Consider the following 22,980-nt stretch of genomic DNA (forward strand, 5'->3'; position numbering starts at 1 on the left):
GATAATTTCTTTTTAAAATAATCCTTTAGATCAGTTCAGTTGCCCGGCGGACGGTGACTCCTACGGGAAAAGCACGAGTCCAGACCTGAGCAGGAAGCGGTTTTCTTCCGAGGCAGACTAAGTTCGCCACGTCCTGTGGCAACGTCTGCATTAGCACGTCCTGTGCGTCGAGGCTTCGGCCGTGCCCGTGGAAAGCATCCGTCCGCCGGGCAACTGAACGGTAATTAGAACGCCAATAAAATAAATGCACAAAATACTTACGCTGAGTGAAAGTATAAACGATTCTGGATAAGTTCTATAAGGATTGGCTAGAAGGTTAAGGCTGTGAAAGCCGGTTCTATATCATAAAGTTAGCATGAAAGGTTGTGAAGAATATGCGAAATTTTTTAATTGGCTTTCTTTTATTCAGCTTGCTCGAAATCGGTTTACTCGTTTGGATAGGCAGCCATATTGGAGTCTGGTGGGTGCTGTTCCTAATTGTAGGCACAGCTGCACTTGGACTTATTTTTGGTAGAATACAAGGATTTGAAACATGGAATCGGGCGCTTCGTTCCATGGAGAGACAAGAAGTACCGACCGCCGAAGTTACAGATGGTCTCTGCATTATTATTGGAGCTATTTTGCTAATTTTACCAGGCTTTATCTCAGATGTAATCGGATTGATTCTACTTATGCCATTCACAAGAAATTTTCTTAAACGCAAAATTGCGAACATCCTCAATAAAATGGTGCAAAAAGGGGTCATTATTTATAGGAGATTTTAAGTTTTCCCATTGACATAATGGATCAGCCAGCGGAAAAATCCGGAATCATACATTCCCTTAAACAACACGATAAAAATCGGTGCAAGGATTAATCCGGCAATCCCAAACATTTTAAGTCCGATAAAAGCAGCAATTAGCCAGGCGAGTGGATGGATTGCCAAATTCACCGAATAGACTTTCGGTTCGATTAATTGTCTTACAACGATTACGATGCAGTAAACAACTGCAAGGCCAATCGTCAGACTATAGTTTTCCGATAAAAAAGAATAGCCGATCCATGGAATGAATAAAAGGCCTGTCCCAACGAAAGGAATTAGCTCGACTAATATCATAAATAAGGCAATCGTTAGAGCATGCTCGACTCCGATTAATAATAATCCGCAGAAAATGATATGAAAAGAAATCGTAATTAGAATGATCTGTGCCTTCACATAACCTAATATTGATCGTTTCATATAATAAACAAGGTGCTGCAGCCATTCACTCCATTTTTTCGGAACATGCCCCGCAAAGAATTCTTTCACGCGGGGGAAATCTGCTGATAATAGGAAACTTGCAAATAAGATGAAGAAAGCGATGGCTAGTGATTCTGGGATTATCGCAAGATTCCGCGGCACGGACAATAATAATTGTTGGAAGAAAACGCCAACGAGACTACCGAAGTGTTGGAATAAATTGCTGAAATAATCTTGAATGAAGAGCTGATCGCTTGGTGAAAGTTCATTAAAAAATCGAAAGATCTGTTCATAAAGTGGTAAGATGGTCGTTTGGAAGTAATATTCCACAATCGCACCAAACTGATGAAACCGTTCTGGCAAAATTTCTGCTAGATAAGCAATCCCTTCATAAATCTCCGTTACGACAAGAAACAGTATTCCCATCAACAGAAACAATAAAATAAATAGAATAACGATACTAGCAAGCGGGCGAGGGAATTTAGCCTTTTGTTGTAGAAATTTTACAGCTGGTTCCATGGAAGATGTTAGCAAAAGAACGAGCGTGATCGGGAGAATGATTGAAAATGAGTAGCGGATAAGAAAAAAACCACCGATACAAACTAGTAAAATGATGCAGACTTTAAATATTTTTGTTAATATTGACTTGTCCATAGAAATCCCCCAAATCATTCTTTCTTTAAGATACTATGCCAGCAGGTGAAAAATTAAAACTGCAAAACGAGGAATTTAATGGCGTTTTTAAGTATTTAAGCACTTTCAATTCACTTTAACCGGCAATTACTATATAATTAATCTGGGGAAGACAATATTATATCGAATCAGTAATAGATAGGATTTGGAAGGACTAGCTAAGCAAAAGAAAGCCATTACATATAATATTGTCATGGAGTGTATGAATATATAGAAAAGGAGAGGTTTAAGTATGACAACTACAAAGGGGTTAGAAGGTGTAGTAGCGGCCGAATCATCAATTAGTTCTATTATTGATGACCAACTTACATATGTTGGTATTCCAATTGATGACCTAGCAGAAAATGTGATCTTTGAAGAAGTGGTTTATCTACTTTGGCATTTAAAACTACCAAATAAGTCAGAATTAGAAGAATTACGTAAAGAACTAGTCGAGCATATGAAAGTTCCGGAAGGCTTAATTAATCATTTTAAATCTTATGACTTGAAAGCCGTTCATCCAATGGCAGCGCTCCGAACGGCAATTTCTTACATGGCGCTCGGCGATCCGGATGCCGATCAAGTTGACGCGGAAGCAAATAAGAAGAAAGCAATTCGTATCCAAGGGAACATGGGCGCAATTGTGACAGCGTTCGCAAGACTCCGTAAAGGGGAAGAACCTGTTCAGCCAAAACCGGAGTATACATTTGCTGAGAACTTTATTTACATGCTGAATGGCAGAGAGCCGAAAGATATTGAAATAGAAGCAATTGACAAAGCGCTCGTTCTTCATGCTGACCATGAACTTAATGCATCGACATTTACAGCTCGTGTATGTGTGGCTACGCTATCTGACATGTATTCCGGTATCACTGCAGCAATTGGGGCACTAAAAGGACCACTTCACGGCGGAGCCAACGAAGCGGTAATGAAAATGTTAAGTGAAATCGGAGAAGTCGATAATGCGCTGCCGTATATTAAAGAAAAACTTGCCAACAAAGAAAAGATTATGGGAATGGGCCACCGTGTCTACCGTAACGGGGACCCTCGTGCAAAGTATTTGAAAGAAATGTCCAAACAGCTCACCGGATTAATCGGCGAAGAGAAATGGTATGAGATGAGTGTTAAAATAGAAGATTATATTAAAGAAGAAAAAGGATTGCCTGCGAACGTTGACTTCTACAGTGCATCCGTTTACCACAGCTTAGGGATAGACCATGATTTATTCACTCCGATTTTTGCAGTAAGCCGTACATCTGGATGGCTTGCACATATTCTAGAACAATATGAAAATAACCGCCTGATTCGCCCACGTGCAGATTATGTTGGTCCGAAGCATGCGAAGTTTACCCCACTTGAAAATCGCGAGTAATTAAGTTATAGATAGTTAATAGGAATAGCTGGATATCTTTCCAGCTATTCTTGATGAATACATATAGGAGGTTGTTGTAATGACACAGGGAGAAAAGATTGTAGTAGAGAACGGTGAATTAAAAGTACCAAATCAGCCGATTGTTCCATTTATCGAAGGAGATGGAACTGGTCCAGATATATGGGCAGCAGCGAGCCGTGTAATTGATGCATCTGTAGAGAAAGCATATAACGGTGAAAAGAAAATCGAATGGATGGAAGTATACGCTGGGGAAAAAGCATACAATAAGTTTGGCGAGTGGCTTCCTCAAGACACACTCGATAAAATCGACGAATATAAAATTGCAATTAAAGGGCCATTAACAACACCAATTGGTGGAGGATTCCGTTCCTTAAACGTTGCTTTACGTCAAGAATTGGATTTATATACATGCTTACGTCCAGTTCGTCACTTTAGCGGTGTTCCTTCGCCTGTAAAACGACCTGAAGATGTAGATATGGTTGTGTTCCGTGAAAACACAGAAGATATTTATGCAGGTATCGAGTGGGAAAAAGGCACGGACGAAGTAAAGAAAATCATTGATTTCTTACAAAACGAAATGAGTGTTAAAAATATCCGTTTCCCGGAATCTTCTGGTATTGGAATCAAACCGGTTTCTGAAGAAGGGACAAAGCGTCTCGTTCGTTCTGCAATTGAGTATGCAATAAATGAAGGACGTAAGAGTGTTACGCTAGTCCACAAAGGTAACATTATGAAGTTTACAGAAGGTGCCTTCAAGCAGTGGGGTTATGAAGTAGCTGAAGAAGAGTTCGGCGATAAAGTATTCACTTGGGATGAATATGACCGCATTGTTGAGAAAGAAGGTAAGGATGCTGCAAACAAAGCGCAAGATGAAGCATTAGCTAGTGGCAAAATCTTGATTAAAGATGCAATTGCAGATATCTTCTTGCAACAAATTCTAACACGCCCACGTGAATTTGATGTTGTAGCGACAATGAACCTGAACGGAGACTATGTTTCTGATGCGCTTGCTGCACAAGTAGGTGGAATCGGAATTGCTCCAGGAGCTAACATCAACTATGACACTGGGCACGCAATCTTTGAAGCAACACATGGTACAGCACCTAAGTATGCAGGCTTAGACAAGGTTAACCCTTCGTCTGTAATTCTATCCGCGGTTCTTATGTTAGAACACTTAGGATGGAGAGAAGCAGCAGACTTGATCACAGCTTCCATGGATAAAACAATCGAGTCCAAGGTTGTCACATATGACTTCGCACGTCTCATGGATGGCGCAACCGAAGTTAAATGTTCCGAGTTCGCTGATGAACTAATCAAAAACCTATAAAATTACTAATCCAAACCACCATTCTATATTTTCATAGAATGGTGGTTTTTTGCTTGAAGTCCCGATACCCTTCGCTGTTCGTGGGCGGCTGATGAGCCTCTCACAGGAGTCTCAAGGTATCGGGACTGCGGACCTTGGATAGAGGCTGCTTTTCGTTATATTTCTATTCATATCCGTCCATACTAATTAAAGGTAAATTATGTTAAGATTTCTTAATAATATGTTATTTGATGTACGGTATGCTGCTTGAGATGGTATGATAGAAACGTACAGACAGATAACTAGTTGGTGGAGGAGACGAGAAATCAAAATGAGTCAAAAAATTCTTATCGTGGATGATGAAAAACCTATCGTAACATTATTAAAGTATAATCTGGAAAAGTCAGGGTTCACTACCGATGAAGCCTATGACGGCCCGGAAGCAGTTCGTAAAGCTGAAACGCAAGAATTTGATTTAATTGTACTTGATTTAATGCTCCCAGAAATGGACGGAATTGAAGTTTGTAAATATTTGCGGAATAATAAAATTGATACACCAATCCTTATGCTTACGGCAAAGGATGAAGAATTTGATAAAGTTCTCGGACTTGAGCTTGGGGCGGATGACTATTTAACAAAACCATTCAGTCCAAAAGAGGTCATCGCGAGAATCAAAGCAATTTTAAGACGCACTATGAAAACGAACCACAATCATTTCAGCTCTATTACAATTGGCAATTTGGTTATTTATCCGGAACGATATGAAGCGGAACTTCATGGAGAGATGATCTCGTTCACTAGAAAAGAATTTGAACTACTTTATTATCTTGCCAAAAATAAAGATAAAGTGATTTCACGTGATCAGTTGTTGAGTGGTGTATGGGACTATGATTTTGTAGGGGATACTCGGATTGTCGATGTACACATCAGTCATTTACGGGATAAAATTGAACCAGATACAAAAAAACCGATTTATATTAAGACGATTCGGGGGCTAGGCTATAAAATGGAGGAGCCTGCTGAATGAAAGGACCTTTTTCCAAAGTATTACTCTCCTACATTGTCGGTTTATTCATCATCGTTCTTATAGCCGGACTGATTATTTCCACCTTTGTCGAGAATATTATTTTCTTGATCGCAGTGCTTTTCATTGTGTTTTTTTCTGTTTGCCTTCTGTTTATCCGGATTTATAATAATTATATTTTACCAATTGAAAAGGCATCGAACACCATTAAAGAAATCGGTAAAGGGAATTACCACGCAAGATTCCATTATACGAGAAATCCATTGCACAATGAGTTAAGCACCAATATTAATAAACTGGCTAGAGAATTGACAGAGTTTTCTCTTCAGGAACAAATCCAATCCGAACAGCTTTCGACCCTAATCGATAATATGGCAAGTGGTCTAGTGTTGCTGGATGAGAGAGGGTATATCCATCTTGTGAACCGTAAATTTATTGATTTGTTCGGTAAAACGGAGAAGGATTATGTCGGCTCATTGTATTATAATGTGTTGGAAGATGAGACGATCCAGGAGACAATCCAAAAGGTATTCCTTTATGAGGGAAGAGTAAAAGATACGTTCAAGCATTATGTCGGGATTGAGAATATGTATTTTGAAATATCCGGTGCGCCGATCATTAATGAACGTAACATCCCTAAAGGAGTTGTACTCGTTCTTCATGATATAACAGAACTGAAGAAGCTTGAGAGTATGCGAAAAGACTTTGTCGCGAATGTCTCCCATGAACTCCGCACACCTATTACATCGATTAAGGGATTTTCAGAGACATTATTGGACGGTAATCTTGATGATAAGGAGGCGGTCAGTCAATTTTTGGAGATTATTTATCATGAGAGTAATCGAATTCAGATTTTAATCGAAGACCTGCTATCTTTATCGAGATTGGAAAGTGATAATTTCAAGCTCGTCCTGCATAAAATTAATGCTTTGGAATTAGTGGAATCGCTTATGCCAGCGCTCACTTATAAGGCAGAGCGGAAAGATATCTCATTTACGACGGAAGTGGAAGATATTCAGTTTAAAGCAGATAAGGATCGCATTACCCAGGTGATCATTAACCTTGTGAACAACGCTCTGAACTATACACCGGCAAGAGGGGACGTTTCCCTGCGAATCTACAAAGAAGATGAGTTGGTGAAAATCGAAGTCTGTGATACAGGCATTGGGATCCCAGAGAAAGACTTACCACGTGTATTCGAACGGTTTTACCGTGTGGATAAAGCGCGGGCAAGGGATTCTGGTGGAACTGGTCTTGGGCTTGCCATTGTAAAACATATCGTGGAAGTGCATGAAGGGGAGATATTAATCGACAGTGAAGCGGATCAAGGTACAACGATTACAGTCTGTTTACCAGCATAAGCAACTAGCTTATGCTTTTTTTAAGTCAACCAGCGCCAGGTCGGGAATTTCGTTATTTTTTCCTTTATTAGCGTAGAGTGATAAAATGAATATAACGAGAATGTAAATTGGAGGAATCCGGATGGGAAATAAATTAGTACTTATCGATGGAAACAGTATTATTTACCGCGCATTTTTTGCTCTGCCTTTATTAAATAATGATAAAGGTGTTTACACAAATGCCGTGTATGGTTTTACGACGATGTTATTAAGAATTTTGGAAGAAGAAAAGCCAACACATATGCTAGTTGCTTTTGATGCGGGTAAGACAACCTTCCGTCATGACACGTATAAAGAATATAAAGGAGGCAGACAGAAGACCCCACCTGAATTGTCCGAGCAATTCCCAGTTCTTAAAGAGTTGCTTGAAGCTTTTCAAATTCCGCATTATGAACTGGAGCAGTATGAAGCAGATGATATTATTGGAACCTTTTCCAAATTAGGGGATAACGATGACTGGGAAGTTACCGTCATTTCGGGAGATAAAGACCTGCTGCAGCTTGTGTCTGATCACGTGACTGTTCATGTGACTAAAAAAGGAATAAGTGAGATTGATAAATACACTCCTGCCTTTCTTAAGGAGAAAATCGGTATCTCACCTGAACAAGTAATTGATTTCAAAGCTTTGATGGGTGATAGCTCCGATAATATTCCTGGGGTGCCGGGTGTTGGTGAAAAAACAGCATTAAAATTGTTGAAACAATACCCGACATTAGAAGAAGTATATGAGAACATTGATGCAATCGGTGGGAAGAAATTAAAAGAAAACCTCACAACCCATAAAGATGAAGCGTTTATGAGTAGAGAGCTCGTTACGATTCACCGGGAATCTCCTGTAAGTATTTCCATTGATGATATTCAGTTTAATGGGTTTGACAAGAACCAAGTAATTAATATCTTTAAAGAACTCGGATTCAATTCACTTCTAAACAGATTTTCCGGAGAAGGTGAAGAGGCGGAAGAATCAGTGGAAATGGCAAAGCTTGATTACGAGATTGTTTCGGAAGTGGATGAAACAATTTTTAATGGGGCCAGTGCATTAGTCGTTGAAATCATTGAAGAAAATTATCATCAGGCTCCGATTATCGGATTTGGTCTAGTCAATGAATCAGGTAATTATTTTATCCCAACAGATCTAGCCCTTGAATCAGCTGCATTCAAAACATGGGCAGAAGATCCGGCACAGAAAAAAGCGGTATTTGATGCGAAAGAAACGGTAGTTGCTCTTCTAAGAAATGATATTGAAATAAAGGGAATTACCTTTGATATGCTATTAGCATCTTATCTCTTGAACCCGGCGGAGAACAATCATGATATCCCGTCGATTGGAAGTAGGTATGGCTATACAGATGTCCTCTTTGATGAAGAAGTATACGGGAAAGGTGCCAAGATGAAGGTGCCTGAAGAGGAGATTACTGCAGAACATATTACAAGAAAAACTCTTTCCTTATTTAAATTACAGGCTCGTATGACGGAGCAATTGAAAGAAAATGAACAATATGAATTGCTTGCTGAACTGGAGATGCCGCTTGCTTTAATTCTTGGTGAGATGGAACATCAAGGCGTATTAGTTGATACAGACCGCCTTAAAGAAATGGAAGCGGATTTGAAAGCAAGATTGGATACGTTAATTCGTGAAATCCATGAGCTTGCAGGTGAAGAGTTCAATATTAATTCACCGAAACAGCTTGGCCCAATTCTGTTCGATAAATTAGGGCTCCCTGTTATTAAGAAGACGAAAACGGGATACTCGACTGCCGCAGACGTACTTGAACAGCTTCAAATGGAACATGAGATCATTCCGAAAATCTTGTTATATCGTCAACTCGGAAAGTTACAATCGACTTATATTGAAGGTTTATTAAAAGTCGTGGACAAAGATACAAGCAAGATTCATACCCGCTTCAACCAGGCGCTTACTCAAACAGGAAGACTTAGTTCGGTGGATCCTAATTTACAAAATATCCCAATACGACTGGAGGAAGGAAGAAAGATCCGGCGTGCATTCGTACCTTCAGAGAAGGACTGGATTATCTTTGCTGCGGATTACTCACAAATTGAATTAAGAGTGCTCGCTCACTTTGCAAAAGATGAGAAGCTGGTTGATGCTTTCCAGCATGACATGGATATTCATACAAGAACCGCAATGGATGTATTCCATGTCGAGGAAGATGCGGTCACAGCTAATATGCGTAGACAAGCTAAAGCGGTAAACTTTGGAATCGTCTATGGAATTAGTGATTACGGTCTTTCACAAAACCTAGGCATAACTCGGAAAGAAGCGAAACAATTTATTGAACGTTATTTCGAAAGTTTCCCAGGTGTAAAGGATTATATGGACAGTATTGTTCAATCAGCGAAACAACAAGGGTATGTAACGACAATCATGAACCGGAGAAGATATTTACCAGAGATTACGAGCCGTAATTTCAACAGAAGAAGCTTTGCGGAGCGGACCGCAATGAATACGCCGATTCAAGGAAGTGCAGCAGATATCATCAAGCAGGCGATGATCGACCTTCATCATAAATTAAAAGAAGAGAAACTTGAAGCCCGCATGCTGCTTCAAGTCCATGACGAACTGATTTTAGAAGCACCGAAGTCGGAATTGGACCGATTAATTGAAATTGTGCCAGCAACAATGGAAGAGACGATTGATATACTCGTACCACTCAAAGTGGATTATGAGTATGGGGAAAGCTGGTTTGACGCTAAATAAGGAGATAGAAGAAATGCCAGAGTTACCAGAAGTAGAAACAATAAAGCGAACTCTTGAACATTTAACCATTGGGAAGACAATTGAAGCAGTAGAAGTTCATTGGGGAAAGATTATCAAGCATCCCGATGATGTGGAGCAATTTAAACATTTGCTAGTCGGCCAAACGGTTCAACGTTTGGGTCGGAGAGGGAAGTTCCTCTTATTTTATTTGGATGACTACTGCCTCGTTTCCCATTTGCGTATGGAAGGAAAATATAGAGTCCTACCGGAAGAAGCAGAGAAGGATAAACATACGCATGTTATTTTCACATTTACAAACGGGGAAGCACTGCATTATCATGACGTGCGCAAATTTGGTACGATGCATCTCTATCCGATTGGGGATGAGATGACACACGATCCACTTCGTAAATTAGGACCGGAGCCCTTCGATTCGTCCTTTAGTTTTCCCTATTTTAAAGAGAAGCTGAACAAGACGGAACGATTGATTAAAGCAGTATTGCTTGATCAATCAGTCGTAACAGGGCTGGGTAATATTTATGTGGACGAGACATTGTTTAAAGCAGGCGTACACCCGATGAGAAGGGCGAACACATTAAAAGACAGTGAGATTGAAAAAATTAAAGATGCTGCAATCATGACCTTGACAGAAGCTGTGGAAGCGGGAGGTACAACGATCCGTTCCTACGTGAATTCTGAAGGGGAAATGGGCATGTTCCAGCAGAAGCTGTTTGTCTACGGCCAGGAAAATGAACAATGCACAGACTGCGGACAAGAAATAGTAAAAATAAAAGTGGCTGGTAGAGGAACACATTTATGTACCAAGTGCCAGCCTCTCTAAGGGGTGAAATTTTTTGAGTTTAGTCATCGGTTTAACCGGAAGTATAGCGACAGGAAAAAGTACCGTTGCCAAGATGTTTCGACAACTTGGCATCCCAGTTATCGATGCTGATATATTAGCAAGAGAAGTAGTGGAGCCAGGGGAAGACGCTTATAAAAAAGTGATTGAAACCTTTGGAGAGGATATCCTGCTCGACGATAAGACGCTTAACCGGAAACGGCTCGGTGAAATTGTGTTTACCGACGAGACGAAACGGAAACAATTAAACGGCATCGTCCACCCTGCCATTCGGAAAAGAATGCTTGAGAAAAGGGATCACTTCATCCGTGAGGGTTATCAATGTGTTGTTCTGGATATTCCATTACTGTTCGAGAGTAAGCTTCAAGAATTTGTAGATAAGATTCTCGTCGTGTATGCTGATCAAGAGATTCAATTACAGCGTTTAATGGCGAGAAATGAGTTTTCAGAAGAAGAAGCAATGCAACGCATCCAGTCGCAAATGCCAGTAAAGAAAAAAGCGAGTCTTGCTGACGCGGTAATTAATAATAATAGCACGAAGGAAGAAACATACGAACAGCTGCGGCAATTGCTAGAAAAGTGGCAAATACTTGAAACTAATTGACTTAGCAGTGCCGTAATAAAATGGAGTGCATAAGATACGAATAAGGTAACCAACTTTCTTAATATTAAAACATCTGGATTATGATGAAAATAGCACACATTCCAAGTTTAATGTGTTATACTAATTGCAGTAATACATAATAAAGTATAACTTATTGGGAGGAATGGGGTAAAGATGGGTAAAATTCGTATTGCAATTAATGGGTTTGGACGTATCGGGAGAATGGTGTTTCGCCAGGCTATGGTGGATGAACAATTTGAAGTTGTAGCAGTTAATGCAAGCTACCCGCCCGAAACGTTAGCGCATTTAATTAAATATGATAGTGTTCATGGTATTTTTGAAGGGGAAGTGAAAGCGCTTGACAAAGCGCTGCAAATTAACGGTAAAGAAGTTAAGCTTGTCAGTTCCAGGGAGCCGGATAAGTTGCCTTGGAATGAACTTGATATAGATGTTGTTATTGAAGCAACAGGGAAGTTTAAGACAAATGAAACAGCAGGATTGCATCTTCAGGCAGGTGCGAAAAAAGTTGTCATTACGGCACCTGGTAAAGAAATCGATAAAACTATCGTTATCGGTGTAAACGATGATGAATATAACGGAGATATCCACCATATTGTATCAAACGCATCATGTACAACTAACTGTTTAGCACCAGTCGTAAAAGTCCTTGATGACCGTTTCAAAATTGTTAACGGATTAATGACTACAGTCCATGCATTCACAAACGATCAGAAGAACTTGGATAATCCACATAAAGACCTTCGCCGTGCCCGTGGCTGTACACAATCCATTATTCCAACTTCTACAGGAGCAGCAAAAGCACTTGGCGAAGTATTACCACATTTGAATGGTAAATTGCATGGAATGGCTTTACGTGTTCCAACTCCAGACGTATCGCTCGTTGACCTAGTTGTTGATGTAGAAGAAAGCGTTACGGTGGAAGAAGTGAATGGTGCCTTTAAAGAAGCGGCTGCAAGGGACTATAACGGTATTATTAGCTATACGGAGGATCCACTTGTGTCAATCGACTTTACAACAACCGATTCATCAGCTATCGTTGACGGATTATCAACGATTGTAATGGAGGATAAAAAGATTAAAGTCCTTGCTTGGTATGATAATGAATGGGGCTACTCCGCACGCGTCCTTGATTTGGCGAAACTAGTTGGTGAGTCACTATTGTACAAACAAACTGCTAAAATTTCATAATCAATCAAATCGCTATAAAGATGCATTTTCCGTTCCGGGGGCAGCCGAACGAAGATGCATCTTTTTATTGTATAAAAAACTATATTACAGACCGTTGCGTGGAAAAATAAAAATGCTGTGATAACTTAGGTATTCAGGACTAGCCATGTCCGGATTCTAATCGAATAGAAGATTTTGCGGAAACATGTTAAAATAAAGGATATATTATTTTTTACATTTAGAAGTGTAGGCTTCTATCCTAATAAATGAAACTTGTTTGAAGGTAGAGAGGTGAGCGAAGTTGCGTTGTTCAAACTGTAATTATAAAAATACAAAAGTAACCGATTCCCGTCCGATAGAAGACGGAAGAGCGATTCGGCGCCGAAGAGAATGTGAACGATGTGGTCAGCGTTTCACAACATTTGAACGGATGGAGGAAGTTCCATTAATCGTCGTTAAAAAAGACGGTATGCGTCAAGAATTTTCTCGGGATAAGCTGACCCGCGGATTAATCCGTGCCTGTGAGAAACGACCAGTTCCGGTTGAAACGATGGAAGAGATTGCTCTTGAGGTTGAAAAAGGACTGAGGAATCTTGGTTCATCAGAAGTGGACTCGGAATTAATCGGGGAAATGGTGATGGAAAGACTCTCTAAGGTTGATGAAGTGGCCTATGTTCGCTTTGCCTCTGTCTATCGTCAATTCAAAGATGTTACTGTTTTTCTAGATGAATTGAAAGAATTGATTAATGCGGAAGAACAAGATGAAGCGGAAAAGGAAGAATAAAAAGGGTGAATATCCAGTGAAAAGCATAGGACAGCTATTACCTGTTGATGGGTATTTTGTTCGAATGGATAAAGCATTACCAGTTGATTATCTGCAATCTTTAACACATTTGTACCAACCGCTTATTGGTACAGAGGCACTTATGCTTTATTTAACCCTTACGAATGAAGTATCCTTGCAGGAAGAAGGAATACCGCAAACACATCATACGTTAATGAATTACATGATGCTGCCACTAGATAGAATTTATGATGCCCGTTTAAAGCTGGAAGCTATCGGCTTATTACGTACGTTTAAACAAGAAATGGACGAGTTTACAATTTACACGTATAACTTGCAATGTCCGTTTGATTCAAAAAGTTTCTTTGAAGAAGCAATGTGTTCATCCCTGCTTTATCATCACCTTGGTGAGCAGAAATTCAACCAGCTAAAAGATCTTTTCGCAAAAGACAGTGTACCGGAAGCTGGCGAGAATATTACTGCAGATTTCCAGGAAGTATTCCAGACTACCCCTAAAGAAGGAATGGTTCAAGTGACTGTTCATGAAGATGAAGCAGTAGCCGTTGAGGAAGACGGGACAGTAGACTTCCAGTGGCTGGAACAGATGCTGAAGCAACGGATGATCCCTGTTTATCGTGTTCTGACGAAAGAAAACCGTAAGTTGATTGCTCATATGCTCATTCTCTATGAATTGGAAAGCTTTGAGATCGATAAAGCCGTTAATTGGTCATTAAATGAGGAGAATTATCTCGACAGGGAAGAATTTAAACAGGCTTGCCATGACATTTATCGAGCAAAAAGCAATAGTCAGCCAATCCGTCTTGTGGAAAAGAAAGAACTTAATAAGCAAGTAATCAAAGCGGAAGAACCGGAAAAGCCACTTACAAGAGAAGATTTATTAATTCGTGAGTTAGAAACAATTACGCCGAAACAATTACTGGAAGATTTATCAAGTGGAAGTTCCGCTTCGGCTCAAGATCTGAAGCTGATCAGCGATGTGATGACGAATCAAGGGCTTCCGCCAGCTGTTATGAATGTTCTCATCCATTATGTGCTATTGCAGACAAACATGAAATTGTCCAGAGCTTATCTCGAGAAGATTGCAAGTCACTGGTCTCGGGCGAAATTACAGACAGCAAGAGAAGCTATGGAATTTGCGAAGAAGGAAAAGGCCAGTTATGAAGAAGCGAAGGCAAAGCGGGCGCGGAATCATCAAGGTAATTACGGGCGTGCGTCAAATAATGATATTGTTCCAGATTGGTATAAGTCAGGGAAACATAAAGAGAAAAAAGAAGAGAAAGAATCCCCTGCAATGAACAAGGAGCAATGGAAGGTCGCAAAGTTGCTGCAACAATATTCAGAAGGAAATTAAACCAGTCTTTAAAAGGGTGATTTTAGTGAAACCAATACAATCGAACTTAAAAGCGTGGATGAACAAAAGCGAAAGTTTTAAAGAAAATTATCAAAAAATGAAACAAGAGTTGCTTCAAGATTCAGAAATCAAAGAATTCCTCGCTATTCACCCGGAGTTGGGTCAAGAAGAGATTGATAAAAACCTGATTAAACTATATGAGTTCAAATCCCAATCAAAGCAATGCGATCAATGTGCTTCCTTTGGTGAATGTAAAAACATGATTCAAGGGTACTCGCCGATTCTGCAAGTGACAGGGGATGAAATTCATATCCGTTATGAGAAATGCCATAGCAGATTACTCGCTGAAAAGGAACAGGAGCAGAATAAATTAATTCAAAGTCTATACATGCCAAAAGAGATTTTGCAAGCGAGATTTTCCGATATTGATAATGATTCTTCCAGGACGCAAGTGCTCCTAAAGATATTCGACTTCCTTGAACAAGCAAAACATGAGATTCCGAAGAAGGGAATATACTTACATGGAATTTTCGGTGTAGGGAAAACCTTTCTGCTAGGAGCTCTTGCGAATGAATTGAAAAAATACAATATATCATCAACGATTATTTATATGCCGGAATTCGTAAGAGAAATGAAAGCATCATTGAAAGATGATTCCGTCAACGAGAAGATGGATCTATTTAAAAAGACGGATATCCTCATGCTGGATGATATAGGTGCTGAAATGCATTCCGCATGGTTTCGGGATGAAATTTTAAGTTCCATTCTGCAATACCGGATGATGGAAGGACTTCCTGTCTTTTTCACATCCAATTACAATTTGGAACAGCTGCAAACACATCTTGCAACAACGCGAACAGGTGTTGAAACACTAAAGGCCGCAAGAATCATTGAACGTATCCAACAAGTAAGTGACATCATGCATGTTCAGGGCTATAACCGCAGAAAATAAAAACCTCCCTTCTAGTAGAAACCGGACTCAATACTAGAAGGGAGTTTTTTGCATTTAATTATCAATTTTCCTACTTATACACCCCCTAAAATCAAACTAGCCGAGCCAATTGCTTTCATACAGCGTAAGTGTCTTTGCACGTTCCTTTAATTTAGAACTCTAATCGCCGTTCAGTTGCCCGGTGGACGGATGCTTTCCGCGGGCACAGCCGAAGCCTCCTCGGGCTACCGCCCTGCGGGGTCTCCGGACTCGTGCTATTCCCGCAGGAGTCACCGTCCACCGGGCAACTGAACTGGTAAAGAGGGTTATTATTAATGGAAACCCTCCCACTGCGATAAGTATTCCATTCCTAAAATGAAAAATAGAGTTCCAAATTAGGTTTACCCTCGGAGCAGTCCAGACACCTCGAGACTCCTGCAGGAGGATAGGCTTGGTGAGACCCCACAGGGCACCAGCCCGAGGAGGCTCACCAGCCGCCTGCGGAAAGCGAGAGGTGTCTGGACTGCGGACCTTCAGAAGAGAGTTACAGACACTTACGCTGTATGTAAGGGATTGGAGCTTTTTAAATTACATTAAGATATGTCGAATTGATTGGGCCTGTAAAAGTCGAGTAATTAGTTTCAATAGTTTTATCATTTTTTTCACAACCAGTCCATATAATATAGCAGTTTGGTTGTAAATGAGGGTGATGTGAAAAAAATGGATATTTTCTTTGAGTCGGACAAGGAGGTCATATGTTTTTGCGAACGATTATTTCAGCAAAACAAACAGATCGCCGTATATTGGCAAGTCAATGCAAAGCGGGGAAATCAGCTTACGATCAACGAGGAACCATTAAATGAAATCATCTACCAGTCGATCGCAGTATCTTTAGTTGATGTCTATGTCAAGCATCGTTTAAGAAGTATTATCAATGAAATCATTCAAGATACTTATTATTTTTCTGATGGACATGAAATCGAACAAATTTATGAGCTTGCGGAATGGATTGTAACTGGAGAGGATAAGGATTGTAAAATGCTTCGTAAAAATAAGCATCCCATCCAATTATTACGTGCAATTTTCCTTATGCATATCCGCAATGCGCAAGATGTACATTTCGATTGGATTGTTCAGACGGGGATGAAGGCGTTTAAGCAAGATCTCATCCATTATGTTGGACTGGCCATTGATGAATTCAAGCGCGAAGAAGAGCATCAATCATTTATTAATACGTTAAGGGAATACATCATTAAGAAAGAACCTGCTGTTCCACTTATCCACGTTGTTGGAGGAAATACATTTAGTTATTATCACTTTACCGGTAAACCTTATTCTAAAGTAGAGCTGCGTTCTATTATGAAAAAAGTTCCCCTTTATTTGTTCGGATTACCTGAGGATGAATGGAATCTTACACCATTGATTGCGCTTGCCCCGCAGAAAATTAAATTGTATGTGGACGACTCTTCCAGTCCGCGGACACAAACGGTACTGAATATATTTCAAGAAAGGGTTGATATTCAATCATTTAAGGATTTTCCGTATACCTATTTCACCTTTGGAAATAAATAGCGTATATAAAAAATTATTCAGAGGCTTGATTTTCCAATAAACGGGCGTTATAATACAATTAATCATATAAATTCAGCAATGAAGAGGACATGATTATTTGTATCCCTGTATAGATAAGAGAAGAAAGCCTTGGCTGAAAGCTTTCCGTATGCAGTCAAATAATTACCACCTCCGAGCACTGCCGTGGAACAACAGTAAATGGCAGCGTCTAATCTGCGTTAAAGATCTGAAGCGATTTTTATGAATCGGAAACTGGGTGGAACCACGTTATAGAGATATACCGTCCCTTTGCATGAATGCAGAGAGACGGTTTTTTTATTGTATTTTAATAAATTGGATATAGGAGATGACTTGTGATGGCAGAAGAAATTACTTTAGTCTTCCCAGATGGGAATAAAAAGGACTTCCCTAAAGGTACGACAGGGGAAGAAGTTGCGGCATCGATTTCACCAGGATTAAGAAAGCAGGCATTAGCGATTAAGCTTAATGGTGAACCATGGGATTTACGGCGCCCGATTGAAAATGGGGGAGAGATTCAAATCTTAACATACCGGGATGATGAGGGTATCGATATCTTGCGTCATTCAACAGCACACTTACTTGCTCAAGCTATCAAGCGTCTCTATGGTGACGTGAAATTCGGAGTTGGTCCAGTCATCGAAGAAGGATTTTATTATGACATCGATATGGAACATGCCTTAACTCCAGAGGACTTGCCGAAAATCGAAAAAGAAATGCAACGTATTGTGGATGAGAACTTGGAAGTTAAGCGTATCGAGGTTTCAAGAGAAGAAGCGAAAAAACGTTTTGCGGAAATAGGCGATAATCTAAAACTTGAATTGATCGATGATATCCCTGAAGGGGAGCAGGTGACGATATATGAGCAAGGTGAATTTTTCGACCTATGCCGCGGTGTTCATGTACCAAGCACGAGTAAGATTAAAGTGTTTAAGCTGCTCAGTATTTCCGGTGCGTACTGGAGAGGTGACAGTCAGAATCAACAGCTTCAACGAATTTATGGAACTGCTTTTGAAAAGAAATCTCAGCTTGAAGAGTATCTGAAAATCTTAGAAGAAAGAAAAGAAAGAGATCACCGTAAGCTCGGTAAAGAACTTGATTTATTCACTGTTTCTCAAAAAGTCGGTCAAGGACTGCCTTTATGGTTGCCAAAAGGTGCGACAATCCGGAGAATTATCGAGCGTTATATCGTTGACCTCGAGGAAAAACTAGGCTATGACCACGTATATACACCTGTTCTTGGCAGTAAGGAACTTTATGAAACAAGTGGCCATTGGGATCACTATCAAGAAGACATGTTTCCATCGATGGATATGGATAACGAAACATTAGTGCTCCGGCCGATGAACTGTCCGCATCATATGATGGTCTTTAAAAATCAATTATGGAGTTACCGTCAGTTGCCAGTGCGGATTGCTGAACTTGGCTTAATGCACCGTTATGAGATGAGCGGGGCGTTAGCAGGTTTACAACGGGTTCGGGGTATGACGCTAAATGATGCTCATATATTTGCTCGCCCTGATCAACTGAAAGAAGAGTTCAAACGGGTTGTTGAATTAATCCAACATGTTTATAAAGATTTTGGTATTGAAGATTACAGCTTTAGATTGTCTTACCGTGATCCGGAAGATAAGGAAAAATATATTGATGATGACGCAATGTGGGAAATGACACAACGTCAATTAAAAGAAACGATGGAAGAGCTGGAGCTTGATTATGTGGAAGCAGAAGGGGAAGCGGCTTTCTACGGACCGAAGCTTGATATTCAAGTAAAAACGGCACTCGGTAAAGAAGAGACACTTTCGACCGTACAGCTTGACGTATTGCTGCCAGAGCGCTTTGATTTAACTTATATCGGGGAAGACGGAAAAGAACACCGACCGGTTGTTATTCACCGCGGTGTCGTTTCTACAATGGAACGCTTTGTTGCATTCTTAATTGAAGAATACAAAGGTGCATTCCCAACATGGCTAGCTCCTGTACAAGTGAAAGTAATCCCGGTATCTCCACAAGTACATTTTGATTACGCAAAACAAGTTGCTGAATCATTAACGCGAGAAGGGATCCGGGTCGAGTTGGATGAGCGTGATGAGAAAATTGGCTACAAAATCCGTCAAGCCCAAACCGAAAAAGTCCCATTCTCTCTCGTACTTGGAGACAAGGAAGTTGAAGAAAACACTGTTACCTACCGCCGCTACGGAGAAAAAGCAACAACAACTCTCTCGGGGGCTGCATTTAAAGATCTGCTAAGAGAAGAAATTGCTAATAAATCGGATCACGAATAAGATATAATTTGTTGTAATAAACCTAGGTATAACCTCAATGTATGGATTTTTCATCATAGTTTGGGGTTATACCTTCGTTTTATTTTCGGTTAAATGGTAACCCTGTCCTTAGATTGTAATAAATTATTCTCCCTTTTACCTAGCATGAATTTAAAAGATTTAGTATGATGGAATGAGCGAATGTTATTGGGGGATTAATTGGTATGACAGGATCGTTTAGTTTCGTATTAGATTATATCTTAGACAATTATGGCACGGACAATATTTTTTGGACGATGTATTTCATTAACCTTATACTTTCAGCAATCGCCTATAAGCTTGGTTTTGCAAGAAAGTTATCGGTGGGAAAAAATATATTCGTCTACTTCATGCTCGTTCTCGGTAATTATATTACGACTATATTCAGCATCATGAAGCTGCCGATGACAGAAAGCCTTGTTGTCATCTGTATTGTACTTATAATTTATCGTACAAGACTTCATATGCAAAGAAAAGCAAAAAACGCCTCATAAGGGCGTTTTTTTAAATATATTCATCTTCTTCCTTATTCTCTTCATAAAGCCGGAATTTACCTGTTGCATGTCTTGCTTTTGTTTTTATTTCAATCCGCTCATAACATTCGTCACATAGGTACATATACGTCCGGCGGTTTCTTAAACGTTTCGCTTTAAATGAGTCGTCAGGAAGTTCATTAATTTCATCGCATATTGTACATTTAACTTGCATCCTTTCACCTCATATATCCTGATGATGAAACAAGTATACCATAATAGGTAAATGCTAGGAAAATCTTTTTTACCAAAATCTTTTTTATCGAATAAAGGTTTTATTCTTTTTTATGGGGGAATATAAAGATAACTTCACGTTTGGAAAGGAAGGTAAAGTTGATGAAGAAGCGTAATATTATTACAGCTGTGGGTGCAGGTGTTATCGGAGCAGGCGCAGCAAGCTACTTTCTGCTGAATGACTCACAAAAATCAAAGATAAAAGAATCGGTAAATAATCTTCTTAATAACCAGATGAATCCAAGTGAATCGACGTTTGAAAAAGCTGGTCATCCAGACCAGATGGATATGAGGGATAACGCTGATTTGGAAAATGCTAAAATGGTATCGGAAGGGTCGCAATTTGGAGTTCAGTACTACAACGAAAAAAACGAAAAACAAGAAAATACACAACTTCAATAAACAAGTATACGGAGGCGTCCTTGAAAACAAGAACGCCTCCACTTTTCGTTATTCTTTTCTATTATGTGACTGTTCGTTTTCTATTTCTTCCAATTCATTTTTATCTTCTTCATCAAGCATTTCTTTATTATCACCTTGCTCTTGTGGCAGGTCATCCATTACAGGGAATTCAGGTATTGCCCTCCCGACAATTGCAGAAAGTTCATCGACAATACCTTGGATAGGATAGCCGGCTTGGATTTGCTCGCCCATCCCGCGCACTCTAGCCATCAAGTCGGCATCCGCGACTACTACTGCCGTTTTCCCCCAAGGGTCGTGATACAAGGCTTCAGAAACGGAGTATTTGATCGTCCCGACTCGTGAACGATCCATGTCTTCCTCGACATCAATAGCAACGACTGTGTAAGGACCGGCAACTAAGGCAGATGCTTCGTTAACTCCTGGTACATTGTTTGCAACGTTTGACAGATGCTCAGCTATTTCCGTATTCGTCAGCTGCACATCATCCGTATCATTCCTATTCTCCACTTGCATGAACCGGTTATTTGGCTGCGTTTCCTCTTGTGCTGCATTGTCTTTACCTTGACAACCGTAAAGGGCAGCAAGACATAAAATAAGAAAGCCCCATTTACGAATATTCATTATTCATACCTCCTCATAAAGCTTTGTTTATTTTTAGCAGAATAAATTAAAATATTCGTAGGACTTCCTGTCATATGAAAATAATTATCCAAAAGATTGCTATTTAAAATGAACCGCTGACACCGTTCGCTTTCATTCAGCGTAAGTTTTTGCACATTCACTAATTTTGGCGTTCTCATCGCCGTTCAGTTGCCCGGCGGACGGATGCTTTCCACGGGCACAGCCGAAGCCTCGACGCACAGGACGTGCTAATGCAGACGTTGCCACAGGACGTGGCGTTCTTAGTCTGTCTCGGAAGAAAACCGCTTCCTGCGGGGTCTTCGGACTCGTGCTTTTACCGTAGGAGTCACCGTCCGCCGGGCAACTGAACTAGTAAGAATGATTATTTTGAATGGAAATTATTCCGTCACGATGAAGATTATATTTCTGAAATATTTATATAGTGTTCCAAATTAGGCCCTCCCTCGGAGCAGTCCAGACACCTCGAGACTCCTGCGGGAGGATAGGCCTGGCGAGACCCCACAGCGCGTTAGCGCGAGGAGGCTTGCCGGCCGCCCGCGGAAAGCGAGAGATGTCTGGACTGCGGACCCCGAGACGATAGCTGCACTTACGCTGATTGAAAGTAGTTAGGCTGCGGGATTTTGGTTAGTTGATGATGATTTCGGTAACTCCTTTAATCGGGTCGTCTTTATTCGTGCCATCACTGAAATAAATATGTACAGGACCGTCTTCTTTTAGTGGTTTGCCCTCAAAAGAAAACAAAAAGTAACTATTTGCAAGTTCTTCCAAGTCGAGTGTTATCTCATTGCCGTCTGCTTGTACGATTGTAGCACTGGTTGCTTCCTCGTTCGCTCCTGCATTTTCAAAAAATGGTTTAAAAGGTATAACGTAAGTCGACTTTAAAATTTCATCCGCATCTTTACGGGGAATGGGTTTATTATCATTTGTTGCTTGAACTACTTCCCGGTTAAACCGCTCCTCTGAACTGAAAGTATGCTCCTGTTCTTCGCGCGGATCAAGCCTATCAGAAAATGCTTCATCAAATTTAATTCTTCTGTCATCAAAAATCCAGACACTTGGATCAAGTGTAATTGGAAACTTTACATTCCCCTTTATTGGAATAATCATTTCTTGTGCCCCCATCTTTTATTAATTCCCTATGAATCTCTTTATTCATATCAGGCAATCGATACGTTATAATTCTATCAAATTGATTCAATATTTTCACCTAATCGAGATATTTACAAGAGAAGAGCAATTCTTTTCCGGGATATCCTTCGATTTTGTTTGCATTTTTTTTTAGCAACCGCTAATATATAAGAAAGAGTCTTTATTACTGGAGGGGATTATAATGGTTCCTGAGGTGACAGTTAATCATCGTGAAAAAGCCTACGCCCTTCTGAAGGCTGACGCTGACAAAATTTTACGATTAATAGAAGTTCAAATAGAAAATTTAACGATGCCACAGTGCCCGGTCTACGAAGAGGTGTTGGATACACAAATGTTCGGTCTCTCTAAAGAGATTGATTTTGCTGTTCGTTTGAACTTAATCAGCGAGAATGAAGGTAAAGCACTTCTGGAAAATTTGGAGAAGAAGCTTAATATTTTGCATGAAGCCTCACAAAATACGTTGTGAACGTTTTGTGTATGTTGATTTTGCAGCAAAACTTTGCCTGAAAGAACTCGGCAAGGTTTTTTTGTTTAGGTAAGTTAAAATAAAATTGTTGTGGATAAAAACTAGAATTGCTAGTGACAGCCACGTCCGGCTCCAGCGCCCAGCGACTAGCAAACTTCACACTCCTTCA

The 22,980-nt window shown here is 40.1% G+C and carries 21 protein-coding genes; 17 read left to right on the forward strand and 4 right to left on the reverse strand.

The window, feature by feature from the left end:
• Nucleotides 1-374: 374 nt before the first annotated feature.
• A complete protein-coding gene (locus IEX94_RS00585) occupies nt 375-764 on the forward strand; it encodes an FxsA family protein (RefSeq protein ID WP_188855602.1) in 390 nt (129 codons plus the stop codon).
• On the opposite strand, the gene ytvI is transcribed toward IEX94_RS00585, so the two are convergent.
• Entirely contained in the window at nt 761-1,873 is a 1,113-nt protein-coding gene (ytvI, locus tag IEX94_RS00590) for a sporulation integral membrane protein YtvI (protein WP_188855603.1), read from the reverse strand. The genes IEX94_RS00585 and ytvI overlap by 4 nt on opposite strands.
• 271 nt (nt 1,874-2,144) lie before the next feature.
• Here ytvI and citZ point away from each other — a divergent pair, with 271 nt between their 5' ends.
• The 14 genes from citZ to IEX94_RS00660 all read left to right on the forward strand — a co-directional run bounded on the left by citZ (nt 2,145) and on the right by IEX94_RS00660 (nt 19,858).
• Nucleotides 2,145-3,263 carry a citrate synthase gene (gene citZ, locus IEX94_RS00595; protein ID WP_188855604.1) on the forward strand — a complete coding sequence of 373 codons (1,119 nt, stop codon included), beginning with the start codon at nt 2,145-2,147 and terminating at the stop codon, nt 3,261-3,263.
• A 79-nt stretch (nt 3,264-3,342) separates the two neighbouring features.
• Entirely contained in the window at nt 3,343-4,611 is a 1,269-nt protein-coding gene (gene icd / locus IEX94_RS00600; protein WP_188855605.1) for an NADP-dependent isocitrate dehydrogenase, read from the forward strand.
• Nucleotides 4,612-4,921: 310 nt separating this feature from the next.
• Entirely contained in the window at nt 4,922-5,617 is a 696-nt protein-coding gene (locus IEX94_RS00605; protein ID WP_188855606.1) for a response regulator transcription factor, read from the forward strand.
• Nucleotides 5,614-6,975 carry a two-component system histidine kinase PnpS gene (gene pnpS / locus IEX94_RS00610; RefSeq protein ID WP_188855607.1) on the forward strand — a complete coding sequence of 454 codons (1,362 nt, stop codon included), beginning with the start codon at nt 5,614-5,616 and terminating at the stop codon, nt 6,973-6,975. The genes IEX94_RS00605 and pnpS overlap by 4 nt, the downstream gene beginning before the upstream one ends.
• Nucleotides 6,976-7,096: 121 nt before the next feature.
• Nucleotides 7,097-9,733, forward strand: a complete 2,637-nt coding sequence (gene polA / locus IEX94_RS00615; protein ID WP_188855608.1) for a DNA polymerase I — start codon at nt 7,097-7,099, stop codon at nt 9,731-9,733.
• A gap of 13 nt (nt 9,734-9,746) precedes the next feature.
• Complete coding sequence (gene mutM / locus IEX94_RS00620; protein ID WP_188855609.1) at nt 9,747-10,574, forward strand: DNA-formamidopyrimidine glycosylase; 828 nt, start codon at nt 9,747-9,749, stop codon at nt 10,572-10,574.
• Nucleotides 10,575-10,587: 13 nt separating this feature from the next.
• A complete protein-coding gene (coaE, locus tag IEX94_RS00625; RefSeq protein ID WP_188855610.1) occupies nt 10,588-11,196 on the forward strand; it encodes a dephospho-CoA kinase in 609 nt (202 codons plus the stop codon).
• A 174-nt stretch (nt 11,197-11,370) separates the two neighbouring features.
• Nucleotides 11,371-12,405: a glyceraldehyde-3-phosphate dehydrogenase gene (locus IEX94_RS00630; protein ID WP_188855611.1), complete on the forward strand. Its 1,035-nt coding sequence runs from the start codon at nt 11,371-11,373 to the stop codon at nt 12,403-12,405.
• Nucleotides 12,406-12,685: 280 nt separating this feature from the next.
• Nucleotides 12,686-13,168, forward strand: a complete 483-nt coding sequence (gene nrdR, locus IEX94_RS00635) for a transcriptional regulator NrdR (protein ID WP_188855612.1) — start codon at nt 12,686-12,688, stop codon at nt 13,166-13,168.
• A gap of 16 nt (nt 13,169-13,184) precedes the next feature.
• Nucleotides 13,185-14,540 carry a replication initiation and membrane attachment family protein gene (locus IEX94_RS00640; RefSeq protein ID WP_188855764.1) on the forward strand — a complete coding sequence of 452 codons (1,356 nt, stop codon included), beginning with the start codon at nt 13,185-13,187 and terminating at the stop codon, nt 14,538-14,540.
• A gap of 25 nt (nt 14,541-14,565) precedes the next feature.
• Nucleotides 14,566-15,492 (forward strand): primosomal protein DnaI, encoded by a 927-nt coding sequence (gene dnaI, locus IEX94_RS00645; RefSeq protein WP_188855613.1) that lies wholly within the window; start codon nt 14,566-14,568, stop codon nt 15,490-15,492.
• 699 nt (nt 15,493-16,191) lie between these two features.
• Complete coding sequence (gene ytxC / locus IEX94_RS00650; RefSeq protein ID WP_188855765.1) at nt 16,192-17,043, forward strand: sporulation protein YtxC; 852 nt, start codon at nt 16,192-16,194, stop codon at nt 17,041-17,043.
• A 356-nt stretch (nt 17,044-17,399) separates the two neighbouring features.
• Nucleotides 17,400-19,346, forward strand: a complete 1,947-nt coding sequence (gene thrS, locus IEX94_RS00655; protein ID WP_188855614.1) for a threonine--tRNA ligase — start codon at nt 17,400-17,402, stop codon at nt 19,344-19,346.
• A gap of 203 nt (nt 19,347-19,549) precedes the next feature.
• Complete coding sequence (locus IEX94_RS00660; protein WP_156857592.1) at nt 19,550-19,858, forward strand: YlaH-like family protein; 309 nt, start codon at nt 19,550-19,552, stop codon at nt 19,856-19,858.
• 10 nt (nt 19,859-19,868) lie between these two features.
• Here the strand turns inward: IEX94_RS00660 and IEX94_RS00665 are convergent, their stop codons facing one another.
• Nucleotides 19,869-20,072: a YlaI family protein gene (locus tag IEX94_RS00665; protein WP_156857593.1), complete on the reverse strand. Its 204-nt coding sequence runs from the start codon at nt 20,070-20,072 to the stop codon at nt 19,869-19,871.
• Nucleotides 20,073-20,233: 161 nt separating this feature from the next.
• Here IEX94_RS00665 and IEX94_RS00670 point away from each other — a divergent pair, with 161 nt between their 5' ends.
• Entirely contained in the window at nt 20,234-20,533 is a 300-nt protein-coding gene (locus IEX94_RS00670; protein ID WP_188855615.1) for a YbyB family protein, read from the forward strand.
• Between the two features lie 48 nt (nt 20,534-20,581).
• Here IEX94_RS00670 and IEX94_RS00675 read toward each other — a convergent pair whose 3' ends face one another.
• Both IEX94_RS00675 and IEX94_RS00680 read right to left on the reverse strand, forming a co-directional pair.
• Nucleotides 20,582-21,175, reverse strand: a complete 594-nt coding sequence (locus IEX94_RS00675) for a YhcN/YlaJ family sporulation lipoprotein (RefSeq protein WP_188855616.1) — start codon at nt 21,173-21,175, stop codon at nt 20,582-20,584.
• 645 nt (nt 21,176-21,820) lie between these two features.
• The gene (locus IEX94_RS00680) at nt 21,821-22,303 is read right to left on the reverse strand and encodes a hypothetical protein (protein ID WP_188855617.1); all 483 of its coding nucleotides are present in this window, start codon (nt 22,301-22,303) and stop codon (nt 21,821-21,823) included.
• Nucleotides 22,304-22,526: 223 nt separating this feature from the next.
• Here IEX94_RS00680 and IEX94_RS00685 point away from each other — a divergent pair, with 223 nt between their 5' ends.
• Nucleotides 22,527-22,811, forward strand: a complete 285-nt coding sequence (locus IEX94_RS00685) for an Fpa/YlaN family protein (protein ID WP_156857597.1) — start codon at nt 22,527-22,529, stop codon at nt 22,809-22,811.
• The last annotated feature ends 169 nt before the right edge of the window (nt 22,812-22,980 follow it).

Source organism: Oceanobacillus indicireducens (assembly GCF_014647195.1).
Taxonomy (GTDB): Bacteria; Bacillota; Bacilli; order Bacillales; family Amphibacillaceae; genus Oceanobacillus; species Oceanobacillus indicireducens.

Excerpts from the sequence above, each read along its gene's own strand:
- IEX94_RS00675 (WP_188855616.1), bottom strand. The coding sequence starts at position 21,175 with ATGAATATTCGTAAATGGGGCTTTCTTATTTTATGTCTTGCTGCCCTT.
- mutM (WP_188855609.1), top strand. The coding sequence starts at position 9,747 with ATGCCAGAGTTACCAGAAGTAGAAACAATAAAGCGAACTCTTGAACAT.
- IEX94_RS00585 (WP_188855602.1), top strand. The coding sequence starts at position 375 with ATGCGAAATTTTTTAATTGGCTTTCTTTTATTCAGCTTGCTCGAAATC.
- citZ (WP_188855604.1), top strand. The coding sequence starts at position 2,145 with ATGACAACTACAAAGGGGTTAGAAGGTGTAGTAGCGGCCGAATCATCA.
- IEX94_RS00605 (WP_188855606.1), top strand. The coding sequence starts at position 4,922 with ATGAGTCAAAAAATTCTTATCGTGGATGATGAAAAACCTATCGTAACA.
- IEX94_RS00680 (WP_188855617.1), bottom strand. The coding sequence starts at position 22,303 with ATGATTATTCCAATAAAGGGGAATGTAAAGTTTCCAATTACACTTGAT.
- icd (WP_188855605.1), top strand. The coding sequence starts at position 3,343 with ATGACACAGGGAGAAAAGATTGTAGTAGAGAACGGTGAATTAAAAGTA.
- thrS (WP_188855614.1), top strand. The coding sequence starts at position 17,400 with ATGGCAGAAGAAATTACTTTAGTCTTCCCAGATGGGAATAAAAAGGAC.
- pnpS (WP_188855607.1), top strand. The coding sequence starts at position 5,614 with ATGAAAGGACCTTTTTCCAAAGTATTACTCTCCTACATTGTCGGTTTA.
- ytvI (WP_188855603.1), bottom strand. The coding sequence starts at position 1,873 with ATGGACAAGTCAATATTAACAAAAATATTTAAAGTCTGCATCATTTTA.
- polA (WP_188855608.1), top strand. The coding sequence starts at position 7,097 with ATGGGAAATAAATTAGTACTTATCGATGGAAACAGTATTATTTACCGC.
- IEX94_RS00630 (WP_188855611.1), top strand. The coding sequence starts at position 11,371 with ATGGGTAAAATTCGTATTGCAATTAATGGGTTTGGACGTATCGGGAGA.
- IEX94_RS00660 (WP_156857592.1), top strand. The coding sequence starts at position 19,550 with ATGACAGGATCGTTTAGTTTCGTATTAGATTATATCTTAGACAATTAT.
- IEX94_RS00685 (WP_156857597.1), top strand. The coding sequence starts at position 22,527 with ATGGTTCCTGAGGTGACAGTTAATCATCGTGAAAAAGCCTACGCCCTT.
- IEX94_RS00670 (WP_188855615.1), top strand. The coding sequence starts at position 20,234 with ATGAAGAAGCGTAATATTATTACAGCTGTGGGTGCAGGTGTTATCGGA.
- ytxC (WP_188855765.1), top strand. The coding sequence starts at position 16,192 with ATGGATATTTTCTTTGAGTCGGACAAGGAGGTCATATGTTTTTGCGAA.
- IEX94_RS00665 (WP_156857593.1), bottom strand. The coding sequence starts at position 20,072 with ATGCAAGTTAAATGTACAATATGCGATGAAATTAATGAACTTCCTGAC.